The sequence below is a fragment of the Paraburkholderia ultramafica genome, from assembly GCF_902859915.1.
GTDB lineage: Bacteria > Pseudomonadota > Gammaproteobacteria > Burkholderiales > Burkholderiaceae > Paraburkholderia > Paraburkholderia ultramafica.
In genome coordinates this window covers 1-13,660 of the sequence record NZ_CADIKK010000007.1, presented here as the reverse complement: position 1 = coordinate 13,660, position 13,660 = coordinate 1, and the positions used below count along the sequence as shown (strand labels likewise).

The window sequence follows — 13,660 nt, the reverse complement described above, 5'->3', positions numbered from 1 at the left end:
CAGGTTAGGTCCACGTCCGGCAGTGGTTTCGCGTGACTCGGTATTTGGCCGAATAACCGGGCACTGCCGGGGACGCTGCGGGCGGCATGCACTGCATGCCGCGCTCTATGCTTGTCGCGTTCGTACGCGCCGGTTCACGCGAATTGACGCAGGAAACGCAGGTCGTTTTCGAAGAACAGACGCAGGTCTTGCACGCCGTAACGCAACATCGTGAGCCGCTCGAGGCCGCTGCCGAAAGCAAAACCGATGTAGCGCTCCGGGTCGAGGCCCATGTTGCGGATCACCGTGGGGTGAACCTGGCCCGAGCCCGAAATTTCGAGCCACTTGCCGGCGTTCTTGCCCGTTTCGAACAGCATGTCGATCTCGGCCGACGGTTCGGTGAACGGAAAATACGACGGACGGAAGCGCACGAGAATGTCGTCACGCTCGAAGAATTTCTTCAGGAAGTCGGTGTAGACACCCTTCAGGTCCGCAAAGCTGATGTTCTCGTCGATCCACAGGCCTTCGACCTGGTTGAACATCGGCGAATGCGTCGCGTCACTGTCCACGCGGTACGTGCGGCCCGGCACGATCACCTTGATCGGCGGCGTATTGGTGCGCGCGTAACGCACCTGCATCGGGCTCGTGTGCGTGCGCAACAGCAACTGGCGGCCGTCGGCATCCTTGCCGTCGACGTAGAAGGTGTCCTGCATCGAACGCGCCGGATGGTTTTCCGGGCTGTTCAACGAGGTGAAGTTGTACCAGTCGGTTTCGATCTCGGGGCCATCGGCCACGTCGAATCCGATCGTACGGAAAATCTGTTCGACGCGCTCCCAGGTGCGCATCACCGGGTGCAGGCTGCCTGCGCCGGTGCCGCGGCCGGGCAGCGTGACGTCGATGGCTTCAGCGGCGAGGCGCTGATTCAGCAACGCGTCGGCCAGCGCCTGACGGCGGGCCGTCAACGCGGCTTCAACTTGTTGCTTGACGAGGTTGATCCGTGCGCCTTCGGTCTTGCGCGTTTCGGGATCGAGTTTGCCAAGGCCCTTCAACAGCTCGGTCAGCGCACCCGATTTACCGAGAAAGCGCGCTTTCTCGTTCTCGAGGGTGGTGACGTCGGAGGCTTCTGCGAAGGCTTTTTGCGCGTCGGCGACAATCTGGTCCAGATCCATTGATCCCATCATTTCAACGTCAGTGTTCAATCGAAGCAAAACTGGTTCTACCAACAAAAACGGGGCTCGGTGAGGAGCCCCGTTTTTGCTGCAACGTCACCGAGACTACCGGATGTTCGCTGCAACGAACCACGCAGTTTTAATTGCCAGAAGCGCAATCAGGCTGCAACGGCGGCTTTCACCTGCTGAACGATCGCAGCAAAAGCAGCCTTGTCGAACACAGCCATGTCGGCCAGCACCTTGCGGTCGAGTTCGATCGAAGCCTTCTTCAGGCCGTTGATGAACACGCTGTACGTCATGTCGTGCTGACGCACCGCCGCGTTGATACGCGTGATCCACAATGCACGGAACACACGCTTCTTGTTGCGGCGATCGCGGTAGGCGTATTGGCCTGCGCGCATGACCGCCTGCTTGGCGATGCGATAGACGTTATTGCGACGGCCGCGGTAACCCTTGGCCAGCTTGATGATCTTCTTGTGACGGGCCCGTGCGGTAACCCCACGTTTTACTCGAGGCATGTTTCGCTCCTATGAGTTTCGGTTAAGGGTTAAGCGAACGGCAGCATTGCGCGCACGGAGTTCAGATCGGAATCGTGAACTGCCGTCGAACCGCGCAAATGGCGTTTGTTCTTGGTGGTCTTCTTGGTAAGAATGTGGCGCTTGAAGGCCTGACCGCGCTTGACGGTACCGCCCGGACGCACCACGAAGCGCTTTGCAGCACTCTTCTTGGTCTTCATCTTCGGCATGACAACTCCATTATTAGATGGATATGGGTGTGCGGTCGGCCAGATGGCCATAATCCGCCCTTCGAAACCCATTCCACTTGGTATGCAGACCGCCGATACTGCCAGCGGCCGCTTTTCAGGAAGCGGCGCGCATGTGCATGCACGCCGTTCCGAAACCTGCCGATACCGCACCGGACACCCGGCACAGCACCATTTCAAACTTTCGCCACCAGAGCACGCACCACTTGGCGCGCCGCCGCTCCAGCCGCTTACTTCTTTTTCTTCGGAGCGAGCACCATGATCATCTGGCGCCCTTCCATTTTCGGCATCTGCTCGACCTGACCGACTTCGTCGAGGTCCGTGCGCAGGCGTTCGAGCATGCGCATACCGATTTCCTGGTGAGCCATTTCGCGGCCACGGAAACGTAACGTGATTTTCGTCTTGTCGCCGTCTTCGAGGAAGCGGACGAGGTTGCGCAGCTTGACGTTGTAGTCACCGTCGTCGGTACCCGGGCGGAATTTGACTTCCTTGACCTGGATGACCTTCTGCTTGAGCTTCGCCTCGTGTTGCTTCTTCGCTTCCTGGTACTTGAACTTGCCGTAGTCCATCAAACGGCAAACCGGCGGGACCGCTTGCGGAGCGATTTCGACCAGATCCACGTCTTGCTGTTCCGACATGCGGAACGCATCAGCGAGTTTCACGATGCCGAGCGGTTCGTTCTCGACGCCGACCAGACGCACCTCGGGTGCCGTAATTTCACCGTTGATGCGGTGCGCAGACTTATCAGTAGCGATGTTACGTTTCCTCTAACAATTAAAAAAAAACGAGCCGGGCTGCCAAGTGGCTCAGTTGAACGACTGCACGTCCTGGCGCAGACGCTCAATGAAAGTATCGAGGGGCATCCCACCCAGATCGACACCACCACGGGCACGCACGGCTACCGTTTGGGCTTCACGCTCTTTGTCGCCGACCACAAGCAGGTACGGCACCTTCTCCAGCGTATGCTCGCGTATTTTATAGCTAATCTTCTCGTTGCGCAAATCGGCCTCAACTCTAACCCCTTGTTTTTGCAACGATTGGGCTAGCGACTGTGCATATTCGGCCTGACTTTCCGCAATATTCATCACGACAACCTGCATCGGCGCAAGCCACGACGGCATTGCACCAGCATGGTGCTCGATCAGAATACCGAGAAAACGCTCCATCGATCCGACGATTGCCCGGTGGAGCATGATCGGGCGGCGGCGGCTGTTGTCCTCGGCGACATATTCGGCGCCCAGGCGCTCCGGCAGCACCATATCGAGCTGCAACGTGCCGCATTGCCACGAGCGGCCGAGCGCGTCCTTGATGTGGTACTCGACCTTCGGGCCGTAGAACGCCCCCTCGCCCTGCAACTCTGTCCACGTCACGCCGCATGCCGTCAGCGCCTCGCGCAGACCCTGCTCCGCGCGATCCCACGTTTCGTCCGTGCCGGCACGCGCGTCCGGGCGCAGCGACAGCTTGATCTCGACATTGTCGAAGCCGAAGTCCTTGTAGACGCTCATCGCCAGCGTGTTGAACGCGATCGATTCGCTGATGAACTGGTCTTCGGTACAGAAAATGTGCGCGTCGTCCTGCACGAAACCACGCACGCGCATCAGACCATGCAGCGCGCCCGACGATTCATTGCGGTGGCACGAGCCGAACTCCGCGTAACGCAGCGGTAGATCGCGATACGAGCGCAAACCGTGGTTGAACACCTGCACGTGACCCGGGCAGTTCATCGGCTTGATCGCGTAGTCGCGTTTTTCCGATTCCGTCGTGAACATGTTTTCACGATAGTTCTGCCAGTGGCCCGACGCTTCCCACAGCGAACGGTCCATAATCATCGGCGTCTTGATTTCGAGGTAGCCGGCGTCGTTCACGCGACGGCGCATGTACTGCTCGACCTGCTGCCACAGCGTCCAGCCGCGCGGATGCCAGAACACCATGCCCGGCGACTCGTCCTGCATGTGGAACAGGTCGAGCTGCTTGCCGAGCTTGCGGTGGTCGCGCTTTTCCGCCTCTTCGAGCATGTGCAGATACGCCTCCTGGTCTTCCTTCCTGGTCCAGGCCGTACCGTAGATGCGCTGCAATTGTTCGTTCTTCGAATCGCCGCGCCAGTAGGCGCCCGCCACCTTCATCAGCTTGAAGACTTTCAGCTTGCCGGTGGACGGCACGTGCGGACCGCGGCACAGATCGGTGAAGCCGCCGTGCGAGTACAGCTTGATCTCGTCGGTCGACGGGATCGATTCGATGATCTCGGCCTTGTACTTCTCGCCGATGCTCTTGAAGTAGCCCACCGCTTCGTCGCGCGACACCACGCGGCGCGAGACCGGCTCGTCTTTCTTCGCGAGTTCCTGCATGCGCTTTTCGATCTTTTCGAGATCTTCCGGCGTGAAGGGACGGTTGTACGCGAAGTCGTAGTAGAAGCCGCTGTCGATCACCGGACCGATCGTGACTTGCGCTTCCGGGTACAGATCCTTCACCGCGTACGCAAGCAAGTGCGCCGCGGAGTGACGGATGATATCGAGACCGTCTGCATCTTTTTCGGTGACGATGGCAAGCGCCACGTCGCGATCGATCAGCGCGGACGTATCGACCAGCTCACCGTCGATCTTGCCGCCGAGCGCGGCCTTCGCGAGGCCGGGGCCGATCGAGGCGGCCACTTCGGCGACGGTCACCGGATGCTCGTACTGTCGAACAGAACCGTCAGGCAGACGTATCGAAACCATTGCGTTCTCCGTGGTGCCGACCGGCGGCGGCACATACAACAAGGTCAAAAAGCCAAAAAAAATGCGGCCCCGCTTTCGAGGGGCCGCATTCACATTTCCTGCAAACTACATTGGCGAAATGGGTCCTCGACTAGCGTCGCTCCGAAGTGGTTTCGGTCAACGTTCGCGGTGTCATAACCGTATTCGCCTTTTGCGCCGAAGGCGCTTACTGCAGTTTGCGAAACCCCGGCAAACCGGAATTTCTCTTTCGTTGGTAGGCTCGATTGGACTCGAACCAACGACCCCCACCATGTCAAGGTGGTGCTCTAACCAGCTGAGCTACGAGCCTGAAGAAACGAGATTATATGGAGCCCCACACCACTTGGCAAGTACTTTTATGCAGCGACTTTAAATTTCTGCTCATGCTTCTGAGCGCGTCCTGCAGATGGACGGCAAATGCACGGCGGGTGCGCCGCGCACACGCGCCACATCGCGCGCGTCAGTTCTTGCGTGAAGCGCGCACCACGCCCGTCACTTCGCCGAGCAGCGTGCACGCGCGCTGAATCTGCGCGGCATTCGACACCTCGACGGTAAATTGCATGAACGCGGCATTGCGGCGCGTCTGCGTCTTCACGCCGATCACATTCATTTTTTCACGCGCGAACACTTCGGAAATATCGCGCAGCAAACCCTGCCGGTCCGTCGCCTCGATGCTGAGATCGACGGGATAGACGGATTGGCCGCGACCGCTCATCACATCCGCCGACCACGCAGTCTGCAACACGCGCTCCGGCGCGCGGTCGGCCATCCGCTGGAATGTCGGGCAATCGCTGCGGTGAATCGACATGCCCTTGCCGCGCGTGACAAAGCCGCAGATATCGTCAGGCGGCGCCGGCCGGCAGCAGCGCGCGAGCTGCGTGAGCAACGCGTCGACACCGACTACCAGCACCCCCGTGGACGCCCCGCGCGCCACGCTCGCGCCGCTACTGCGCTTTTCGAATTGCGCGGGCGCTTCGACCACGGGCTCCGGCGGCGGCGCATCGTGCAGCGCCTGCTCGACGAGCCGCAGACTGAACTCCTCTTTGCCGACCACGGAGAACAGATCGTCGGTGGTCTTGAAACCAAGCTTGGCGGCCAGCTGATCGAGATTGACCGACGTCTTGCCCTCGCGCTGCAAGGTCTTTTCGACCATCGCGCGGCCGCTCGCGATGTGCTCCTGCACCTCGACCGCGTTGAACCACGCGCGCACTTTCTGCCGCGCGCGCGGACTCTGCAGATAGCCGAGCTGCGGGTTGAGCCAGTCGCGCGACGGACCGCCCTCCTTCACCGCGACGATCTCGACCGTCTGGCCGTTCTGCAATGGCGTGTTGAGCGGCACCATCGCACCGTCGACGCGCGCGCCACGGCAGCGATGCCCCAGTTCGCTATGCAGGTGATAAGCGAAATCGACAGGCGTCGCGCCGTGCGGCAACGGAATCACGCGCGCTTGCGGCGTCAGCACGTAGATGTGGTCGTCGTCGAGCGTGGCCTGGCGCAATTGCTCCCACGGCTGCGCCGCGCGCTGCTCGCCATGCTCGCCCTCGGTGACTTCATCTTTCCACGCGAGCAGTTGACGCAGCCACGCGATCTTCTCGTCGTACTTCTCGTTGGCGCTGAACTGGCCGCCGTAGCCACGCGTGCCCGCCTCTTTATAGCGCCAATGCGCGGCCACGCCGTACTCGGCGAACTGATGCATTTCCTGCGTGCGGATCTGCACTTCGAACGCGCGGCCGTCGTCGCCGATCACGACCGTGTGCAGCGATTTATAGCCGTTCGGCTTCGGCCGCGAGATGTAGTCGTCGAACTCTCTCGGCACCGGTTGCCACAGGTTGTGCACGATGCCGAGCACGGTGTAGCAGTCCTTGATGTCCGGCACGATCACGCGAAACGCGCGCACGTCGTACAGCTCGGCAAAGTCCAGTTCCTTGCCGCGCATCTTGCGCCAGATGCTGTAGATGTGTTTCGGCCGGCCGCTGACTTCCGCGCGAATCTGCGCCGCGGCCAGCTCCTGTTGCAGACGTTCGATGGCCTGCGCGACATAGCTTTCGCGCTCGACGCGTTTCTCGTCGAGCAGCTTCGCGATTCGCTTGTAAGTGTCCGGCTCCTCGAAGCGGAACGCGAGATCCTCGAGTTCCCACTTCAATTGCCAGATGCCCAGACGGTTGGCGAGCGGCGCATAAATATCGAGCGTCTCGCGCGCCACGTCCGGTGAAGGGGTGACTTTCGCCGCCGCGTAATAACGCAGCGATTGCAGGCGCGACGCGAGACGGATCAGCACCACGCGAATGTCTTGCGCGAAGGCGAGCAGCATCTTGCGCAGCGCCTCGACCTGCGCGCGGCGCGCGGCCTGAGCGTCGCGCCCGGCCTCGGGTATCGCGTTCTGCGCGGCACGCAAGCTCACTGTGCCAAGGCGCAGCAACTTGCGCACGTCGCCGACCAGTTGCGCGACTTCTTCGCCGAAATTGTCGGCGATCACGCGCTCCGGGTCGCGCAAATGCGGGGTCAGCGCAAACAGCGCCGCCGCCAGCACCGCCGGCGGATCGACATTGAGCTTGCGCATGATCGACGCCGTGCCCGCCGCGTGATCCGCCAGCAACTCGCCCGATGACAGCCGCACCTCGCCCGCATGCTCGCGCACGAACGCCATCGCTTCGTCGAAAGAAGGAATGGGGTGAGGCGTGCTCGTGACGATTTCGGTATTCATGGTGCGACGGCCCACCGGGCCAGACGAATCAACAGGATTTCAACAACAGTGACTGAGCGGTGCCTAGCTGCGCTGTGCCGCGACCACGACGATTTCGACGAGGCACTTCGGGTTGGCGAGCTTGCTTTCGACGGTAGCGCGCGGCGGCGTCGCGCCTTGTGCGACCCACTCGTCCCACACGGCGTTCATGCCGGCGAAGTGCTCCATATCCGCGATGTAGATCTGCACCGACAGCAGATGCGATTTGTCGCTGTTCGCTTCAGCCAGCAGCCGGTCGATGTGGCCGAGCACTTCGCGCGTCTGCCCCGTGATGTCCTGATCCGTTTCTTCGGCGATCTGGCCCGCGAGATACACGGTGCCGTTGTGCACGGCGATTTCCGAGAGGCGCTTGCCGACGTGGTGACGAATGACTGCCATGAAGAATCCTGAGATGGGTTGAAAATTGTTCAGATGCGTTCCGCATGACGCCCATCAAAGACGCCGCGCGGAACTTCACATTATGACGCGTTGGCGGCCGCTCCGATAAAGAACTGTCTCGCAACGTCGATCTGATCGGCCGCGAGAAACGCCGGCGCATGCCCGACGCCGGCGATTTCCACGCTCGCTACGGCGCGTCCGGTTTCGACCATCTTCGCGACGGTTTCACGCGACAGCAGATCGGATTGCTCGCCGCGCACCACCAGCACCGGCCCCTGGAACGACGCGAGCGAATGCCACAGTGCAGCCTCGCCGAGCTTCGTCGCTTCTTCGGTGACCGCGGCAAACGGCAGCGCGATGCGCGGGTCGTAGCGCAACGACCATCCGCCGTCCTGTTCGTGCAGCAGCGGCGTATTGATTTCGCGCCATTCGTCCGGCGTGAGCGGACCGAAAGTTTGCGCGAGCAAAGCGGCGTAATCGATGCCCTGCTGCAGCGTTTCGAAGCGCGCGGGCTTGCCGAGGTAATCGCCGATGCGCTGCACGGCGCCCGGCTCCAGATGCGGGCCAACGTCGTTCAGCAGCAGCTTGCGGATCGGCGTTTCCGGCAAGCCGGCGAGCCCTAGCCCGATCAGACCGCCCATCGAGGTGCCGAACCAGTCGATCGTTTCGACATCCAGGCGCGCGATCAGCGTGACCATGTCGGCGACGTATTGCGGAATGCCATAGAAGTTGGGGTTCGCGAGCCACGATGACAAGCCCCGCCCCACCACATCCGGACAGACCACGCGGTAGGTTCCGGCGAATTCCGCCGCGACGCGGTCGAAATCGCGCCCCGAGCGCGTCAGGCCGTGCACGCACAGCAGCACGCGCGGATTGTCCGGGTCGCCCCATTCGGTGTACGCGACGCGGTGCAAGCCGGCGGCGCTCGCGCACTGCACATAACGTTGGAGCGGCACGGGCCGCTCGGCGGGGGAAGCGGAGATCGATTCGGTCATCTGGGTTCCTTGCGAAAGCGCTGCGGATCTGGCTCGGGTACAGCAGGGATCGATAAGCGTCCAGTCTTCAAACGATTGTAAACCGCTTTGCCGCGGGCCAAGGATCGTCCGGACGACCTGGGACAGCCGCTGACACATCAGTGCGCGGCACAAGACGGAACGGGCGAGACTCGCGTCTCGCCCGCCTGGGAAATCACCTTGTTGCCGCCGGCCGATCGGGAATCAGGCAACCGGTCAGCAACCCGCGTGAGCGTCAGCTCACTGCGCTCACATCAAGCGGCGCACCGGTCTTCGTCTTGATTTCGTCGACACTCACGCCCGGCGCCAGTTCGGTCACCTTCAGACCGTCTTCCGTCACCTCGATCACGCCGAGGTCGGTGATGATCTCATCGACCACACCCACGCCCGTCAGCGGCAGCGTGCATTCTTCGAGAATCTTGTGCTGATCGCCCTTCGCGACGTGCTCCATCAGCACGACCACGCGCCTGACGCCCGCCACCAGATCCATCGCGCCGCCCATGCCCTTGATCATCTTGCCGGGGATCATCCAGTTGGCCAGATCGCCCTTCTTGCTGATCTGCATCGCGCCGAGAATCGCCAGATTGATGTGGCCGCCGCGAATCATCGCGAACGAATCCGCCGACGAAAAAATCGACGAGCCCGGCAGCGTGGTCACGGTCTGCTTGCCGGCGTTGATCAGGTCGGCGTCGACTTCCTCTTCGGTCGGCGACGGGCCGATACCGAGCAAGCCGTTTTCCGACTGCAGCCACACTTCGACGCCCTCCGGCACATGGTTGGCCACCAGCGTCGGCAGACCGATGCCGAGGTTCACGTAAAAACCGTCCTGCAATTCCTTCGCCGCGCGCGCGGCCATTTGGTCACGAGTCCATGCCATGATCAGTCTCCTTTCGCGCGGACGACGCGTTGTTCGATGCGTTTTTCCGGATGCGCATTCAGCACGATGCGCTGCACGAAGACGCCTGGGGTATGGATCGCGTCCGGATCGAGTTCGCCCACTTCGACGATCTCTTCGACTTCCGCGACGGTGATCTTGCCGGCCATCGCGCACATCGGGTTGAAGTTGCGCGCGGTGCGGCGGTAGATCAGGTTGCCCGACTTGTCGGCCTTCCACGCCTTCACGAGCGCGACGTCGGCGGTCAGCGAATGTTCCAGCACGTAGTGGTTTTCACCGAACTGGCGGGTTTCCTTGCCCTCGGCGATCAGCGTGCCGTAGCCGGTGTTGGTGAAGAACGCCGGAATGCCCGAGCCGCCCGCGCGCAGCTTCTCGGCGAGCGTGCCTTGCGGCGTGAATTCGAGCTCGAGCTCGCCGGCCAGATACTGGCGTTCGAACTCCTTGTTTTCGCCGACGTACGACGAGATCATCTTCTTGACCTGGCGCGTTTCGAGCAGCATGCCGAGGCCGAACCCGTCGACACCCGCATTGTTGCTGATGCAGGTGATGCCCTGCACCTTCGAATCGCGCAGCGCCGCGATCAGCGCCTCCGGAATGCCGCACAACCCGAAGCCGCCGACGGCAAACGTCTGCCCGTCCTTGACGATGTCTTTCAGCGCCTCGGCGGCGCCTGGATAGACCTTGTTCATCAGTATGTCCCTTCCTTTATGGAAATCCGAAACCGGATCGCCGGCCGCCGGAAACGCCGGCGCCGGTTCGTTGCGGCTGGTACGACGTTCTGCGGGCCAGGCCCGACACGTCATTCTAGTCATCCCCGGCAGGCTGTGCGCCCAGCTTGATCTGTGCTGTGCGCCGACGCCCGCCGCGAACAGCTTCGCCGCATTGTCATGTGCCCGAAAGAGTACGCTGCGCACGCCATGCGGCACAATACGCAAAACTACATAAGTACTTGCCGCCGACCCATGCCCGCGCTGGATTACCGAACCGCGTTTCACCTTGCCCCGATCGGACTCGTGCTGTCGCGCGAACGCACTATTGAAGACTGTAATGACGAGCTGGCTGCGATTTTCGGCTGCACGCGCGAGTCGCTGCTCGGCCAGTCGTTTCAGGTGCTGTATCCGTCGACGGACGAATTCGAGCGGATCGGCGCGCGGATTCCGCCGATCATGACCGCCCTGGGCAGCTACGCGGACGACCGCATCATGAAGCGCGCCAACGGCGAACTGTTCTGGTGCCATGTGACGGGCCGCGCGCAGCAACGCACCGACCCCCACGCGGCGGGCGTCTGGACCTTCGAGGATTTGAGCGCGACCCGGCGCGTGGCGGTGGAGCTCACGCCGCGCGAACGCGAAATCGCCGCGCAACTGGTGACGGGCAAGACCAGCAAGCAGATCGGCCGGGTGCTGGAGATCAGCCCGCGCACGGTCGATGTCTACCGGGCGCGGCTGATGCGTAAATACGAGACGGGGAATGCGACTGAGCTTCTACAGCGGCTGCTCGGGAATTGACGGACGGACATTGAAACCCGGCCGTCGTGGCCCGGGTATGGACGGACGGCGCTCAGGCCGCTAATCGGCCATTAAGCCGCCATTAAGCCGCCACTAAGCCGCCTTGACGAGCGCGGCACGCTCGATGGTCGCGCGCAGCAGATCGGGCACTGGCACCGACTTGCCGGCCGCGTAATCGATCCACACGCAGCGCGCGGCGCCCCGCGCATACACGGTGTTCGGGTCGTCGGCACGCACCAGTTCGAAGCCGGTGTCGAAGCTGCTGCGCCCGGGTGTAGCCACCGACATCCGGCCGATCACGTCGCCGGGATAGTGCAACTGCTTGAGAAACTCCATCGACGCATTGACGATCACCGGCCCCTGCCCATCCGCGTTGCTGCCGGCAAGACCCAGTTGCTCGAACCAGGAAATCCGCACCTGCTCCATGTAGCGGAAATAGACCGTGTTGTTCACATGGCCGAACGCGTCCATGTCGCCCCAGCGGATCGGCATCGACATCTCGAAAACTGCGTGAAAATCGCTCATCGTACTTCCGTTCTTCGTACTTCTTCAAAGTGTTGAAACCAGCTCAAGGCGGCAAGGCCGGCGCGCGGGCCGGCCCGCAACCACCGTGCAAGATAACGCGGGCTCTCCCGCAACGGAAGAGCCCGCGCGCGTAAAACACTTTCTGCGAACTTGCGCTAATCCGGCGCGCTCACGAGAGCCCGAAGCCGTCGTCGGCGGCGATCACCGAGCCGTTGATGAACTGCGATTCGTCGGCCGCCAGCAACAGCAACAGCCCGTCCAGATCTTCCGGCTTGCCGACGCGATGACGCGGCAGCATCGACACCAGCTTCTGCCCCTGCTCGGTCGACCAGTGATGATGGTTGATCTCGGTGTCGATATAGCCCGGGCAGATCGCGTTCACGTTGATGCCGTGCTTGCCCCATTCCAGCGCCATCGCCTTCGTCATATGGACGACGGCCGCCTTGCTCATCGAATACAGGCCGATCTGCGGCAGAACGCGCAAGCCCGCCATCGACGCGATATTGATGATCCGGTACGACGGCTTCTGCGCATTGTTGCCGCGCATGATCATGCGCTTGGCGACTTCCTGGGCGACGAAGAAGGCGCCGCGCGTGTTCGTATCGAACACGTATTCGAAGTCGGCCGGCGTGACCTCGGTGAGCTTCTGCGTGGTCGACACGCCCGAGTTGTTCACCAGAATGTCGATCGTGCCGGCCTCGGTCTCCGCATGCGCGACCGCCGACTTGATGCTCTGATAATCGGTCACGTCGAGCGAAACGACGTGCGCCGCGCCGCCGGACGCCTCGATCTCCGCGCGCAGTTCCTTCAGACGCTCGGTGCGCCGGCTGGCCAGCACGACCTTGGCGCCCGCCTGCGACAATACCTGAGCAAAGCGCTTTCCCAACCCGCTCGAAGCGCCGGTAATCAGCGCGACCTTGCCTTCCAGATTGATCGAACGGCCCATTGTCGTTCCTTGTTCGGTTGTAATGACAACTGCGGTTGACGGGTGCGGTAAGACCGTCGCTGCGGGTCGATACCGTATCACACAAATAGAACGATCGTGCTAATCTATGCTCCTCTGGTTGCAGTGCGGGGATCGATCGCCCACAATACCAACCCGAAAAAAGCATTCTAACGGTAAGAGGAGCATCAATGACCCCCGCAAGTCTCATTGAGCAGTACGGCCCGCGCGAGTCGATGGAATACGACGTCGTGATCGTCGGCGGTGGCCCGGCTGGCCTGTCCGCAGCGATCCGCCTGAAGCAGCTGGCGGCTGAAAAAGGCGTCGAAATTGGCGTGTGCGTACTGGAAAAAGGCTCGGAGATCGGGGCTCATATCCTGTCGGGCGCGGTGATGGATCCGCGCGCGCTCACCGAACTGATCCCGGACTGGAAGGAAAAAGGCGCGCCGCTCACGGTGGACGTGACCGAAGACAGGTTCCTCTTCCTGACGGAAACCGGCTCGAAGAGCGTGCCGACCTGGGCGCTGCCGGACAACTTCAAGAACCACGGCAACTATGTGATCAGCCTCGCGAACGTCACGCGCTGGCTGGGTCAGCAGGCTGAGGCGCTGGGCGTCGAGATTTTCCCGGGCTTTCCCGCCGCCGAGGTGCTGTACAACGATGACGGATCCGTGAAAGGTGTCGCGACCGGCAATCTCGGCATCGGCAAGGACGGCGAGCCGACCGAGAACTTCCAGCTCGGCATGGAGCTGCACGCGAAGTACACGCTGTTCTGCGAAGGCGCGCGCGGCCACCTCGGCCGTCAGCTGAACGATAGATTCCGGCTGCGCGAAGGCGTCGATCCGCAGGTCTACGGCATCGGCATCAAGGAACTGTGGGAAATCGATCCGGCGAAGCACAGGCCGGGGCTGGTGATGCACACCGCCGGCTGGCCGCTGGAGAACGATACCTACGGCGGCTCGTTCCTCTATCACATGGACAACAACCAGGTGGTGGTGGGCTTCGTGGTCGG

At 62.0% G+C, this 13,660-nt stretch carries 14 protein-coding genes and 1 tRNA gene; 2 read left to right on the top strand and 13 right to left on the bottom strand.

Annotation, left to right across the window (positions count from 1 at the left end; genetic code table 11):
* Positions 1–134: 134 nt before the first annotated feature.
* The 11 genes from pheS to HV744_RS09250 form a co-directional block, all read right to left on the bottom strand.
* A complete protein-coding gene (gene pheS / locus HV744_RS09300) occupies positions 135–1,148 on the bottom strand; it encodes a phenylalanine--tRNA ligase subunit alpha (RefSeq protein ID WP_007181117.1) in 1,014 nt (337 codons plus the stop codon).
* A gap of 158 nt (positions 1,149–1,306) precedes the next feature.
* Positions 1,307–1,666 carry a 50S ribosomal protein L20 gene (rplT, locus tag HV744_RS09295; protein WP_006052502.1) on the bottom strand — a complete coding sequence of 120 codons (360 nt, stop codon included), beginning with the start codon at positions 1,664–1,666 and terminating at the stop codon, positions 1,307–1,309.
* A gap of 29 nt (positions 1,667–1,695) precedes the next feature.
* Entirely contained in the window at positions 1,696–1,893 is a 198-nt protein-coding gene (rpmI, locus tag HV744_RS09290) for a 50S ribosomal protein L35 (protein ID WP_006052501.1), read from the bottom strand.
* Between the two features lie 248 nt (positions 1,894–2,141).
* On the bottom strand, positions 2,142–2,666 hold the full coding sequence (gene infC, locus HV744_RS09285; RefSeq protein WP_075643713.1) for a translation initiation factor IF-3: 525 nt from the start codon (positions 2,664–2,666) through the stop codon (positions 2,142–2,144).
* 51 nt (positions 2,667–2,717) lie between these two features.
* Positions 2,718–4,625 carry a threonine--tRNA ligase gene (gene thrS, locus HV744_RS09280; RefSeq protein ID WP_175149229.1) on the bottom strand — a complete coding sequence of 636 codons (1,908 nt, stop codon included), beginning with the start codon at positions 4,623–4,625 and terminating at the stop codon, positions 2,718–2,720.
* 251 nt (positions 4,626–4,876) lie between these two features.
* Positions 4,877–4,953, bottom strand: a tRNA-Val gene (locus HV744_RS09275).
* A gap of 150 nt (positions 4,954–5,103) precedes the next feature.
* A complete protein-coding gene (locus tag HV744_RS09270; protein WP_175149228.1) occupies positions 5,104–7,347 on the bottom strand; it encodes a RelA/SpoT family protein in 2,244 nt (747 codons plus the stop codon).
* A gap of 63 nt (positions 7,348–7,410) precedes the next feature.
* Positions 7,411–7,764 (bottom strand): RidA family protein, encoded by a 354-nt coding sequence (locus tag HV744_RS09265; RefSeq protein WP_175149227.1) that lies wholly within the window; start codon positions 7,762–7,764, stop codon positions 7,411–7,413.
* A gap of 80 nt (positions 7,765–7,844) precedes the next feature.
* Positions 7,845–8,759 (bottom strand): alpha/beta fold hydrolase, encoded by a 915-nt coding sequence (locus HV744_RS09260; RefSeq protein ID WP_175149226.1) that lies wholly within the window; start codon positions 8,757–8,759, stop codon positions 7,845–7,847.
* Positions 8,760–9,012: 253 nt separating this feature from the next.
* Positions 9,013–9,654: a CoA transferase subunit B gene (locus HV744_RS09255; RefSeq protein WP_175149225.1), complete on the bottom strand. Its 642-nt coding sequence runs from the start codon at positions 9,652–9,654 to the stop codon at positions 9,013–9,015.
* 2 nt (positions 9,655–9,656) lie between these two features.
* A complete protein-coding gene (locus tag HV744_RS09250) occupies positions 9,657–10,361 on the bottom strand; it encodes a CoA transferase subunit A (protein ID WP_175149224.1) in 705 nt (234 codons plus the stop codon).
* 273 nt (positions 10,362–10,634) lie between these two features.
* Here HV744_RS09250 and HV744_RS09245 point away from each other — a divergent pair, with 273 nt between their 5' ends.
* Positions 10,635–11,180, top strand: a complete 546-nt coding sequence (locus HV744_RS09245; protein ID WP_175149396.1) for a LuxR C-terminal-related transcriptional regulator — start codon at positions 10,635–10,637, stop codon at positions 11,178–11,180.
* Positions 11,181–11,273: 93 nt separating this feature from the next.
* Here HV744_RS09245 and HV744_RS09240 read toward each other — a convergent pair whose 3' ends face one another.
* Together HV744_RS09240 and HV744_RS09235 are read right to left on the bottom strand one after the other, a co-directional pair.
* On the bottom strand, positions 11,274–11,705 hold the full coding sequence (locus tag HV744_RS09240) for an acyl-CoA thioesterase (RefSeq protein WP_175149223.1): 432 nt from the start codon (positions 11,703–11,705) through the stop codon (positions 11,274–11,276).
* A gap of 169 nt (positions 11,706–11,874) precedes the next feature.
* Entirely contained in the window at positions 11,875–12,651 is a 777-nt protein-coding gene (locus HV744_RS09235; RefSeq protein WP_175149222.1) for an SDR family oxidoreductase, read from the bottom strand.
* Positions 12,652–12,839: 188 nt separating this feature from the next.
* Between HV744_RS09235 and HV744_RS09230 the strand changes: the two genes are divergently transcribed.
* Positions 12,840–13,660 (top strand): NAD(P)/FAD-dependent oxidoreductase (locus HV744_RS09230; RefSeq protein WP_175149221.1); only part of this gene is annotated, 821 nt, incomplete at its 3' end.

Bases quoted from the DNA above. Each gene is read 5' to 3' on its own strand.
- pheS (WP_007181117.1), bottom strand. From the start codon at position 1,148: ATGGATCTGGACCAGATTGTCGCCGACGCGCAAAAAGCCTTCGCAGAA.
- rplT (WP_006052502.1), bottom strand. From the start codon at position 1,666: ATGCCTCGAGTAAAACGTGGGGTTACCGCACGGGCCCGTCACAAGAAG.
- rpmI (WP_006052501.1), bottom strand. From the start codon at position 1,893: ATGCCGAAGATGAAGACCAAGAAGAGTGCTGCAAAGCGCTTCGTGGTG.
- thrS (WP_175149229.1), bottom strand. From the start codon at position 4,625: ATGGTTTCGATACGTCTGCCTGACGGTTCTGTTCGACAGTACGAGCAT.
- HV744_RS09270 (WP_175149228.1), bottom strand. From the start codon at position 7,347: ATGAATACCGAAATCGTCACGAGCACGCCTCACCCCATTCCTTCTTTC.
- HV744_RS09265 (WP_175149227.1), bottom strand. From the start codon at position 7,764: ATGGCAGTCATTCGTCACCACGTCGGCAAGCGCCTCTCGGAAATCGCC.
- HV744_RS09260 (WP_175149226.1), bottom strand. From the start codon at position 8,759: ATGACCGAATCGATCTCCGCTTCCCCCGCCGAGCGGCCCGTGCCGCTC.
- HV744_RS09255 (WP_175149225.1), bottom strand. From the start codon at position 9,654: ATGGCATGGACTCGTGACCAAATGGCCGCGCGCGCGGCGAAGGAATTG.
- HV744_RS09250 (WP_175149224.1), bottom strand. From the start codon at position 10,361: ATGAACAAGGTCTATCCAGGCGCCGCCGAGGCGCTGAAAGACATCGTC.
- HV744_RS09245 (WP_175149396.1), top strand. From the start codon at position 10,635: ATGCCCGCGCTGGATTACCGAACCGCGTTTCACCTTGCCCCGATCGGA.
- HV744_RS09240 (WP_175149223.1), bottom strand. From the start codon at position 11,705: ATGAGCGATTTTCACGCAGTTTTCGAGATGTCGATGCCGATCCGCTGG.
- HV744_RS09235 (WP_175149222.1), bottom strand. From the start codon at position 12,651: ATGGGCCGTTCGATCAATCTGGAAGGCAAGGTCGCGCTGATTACCGGC.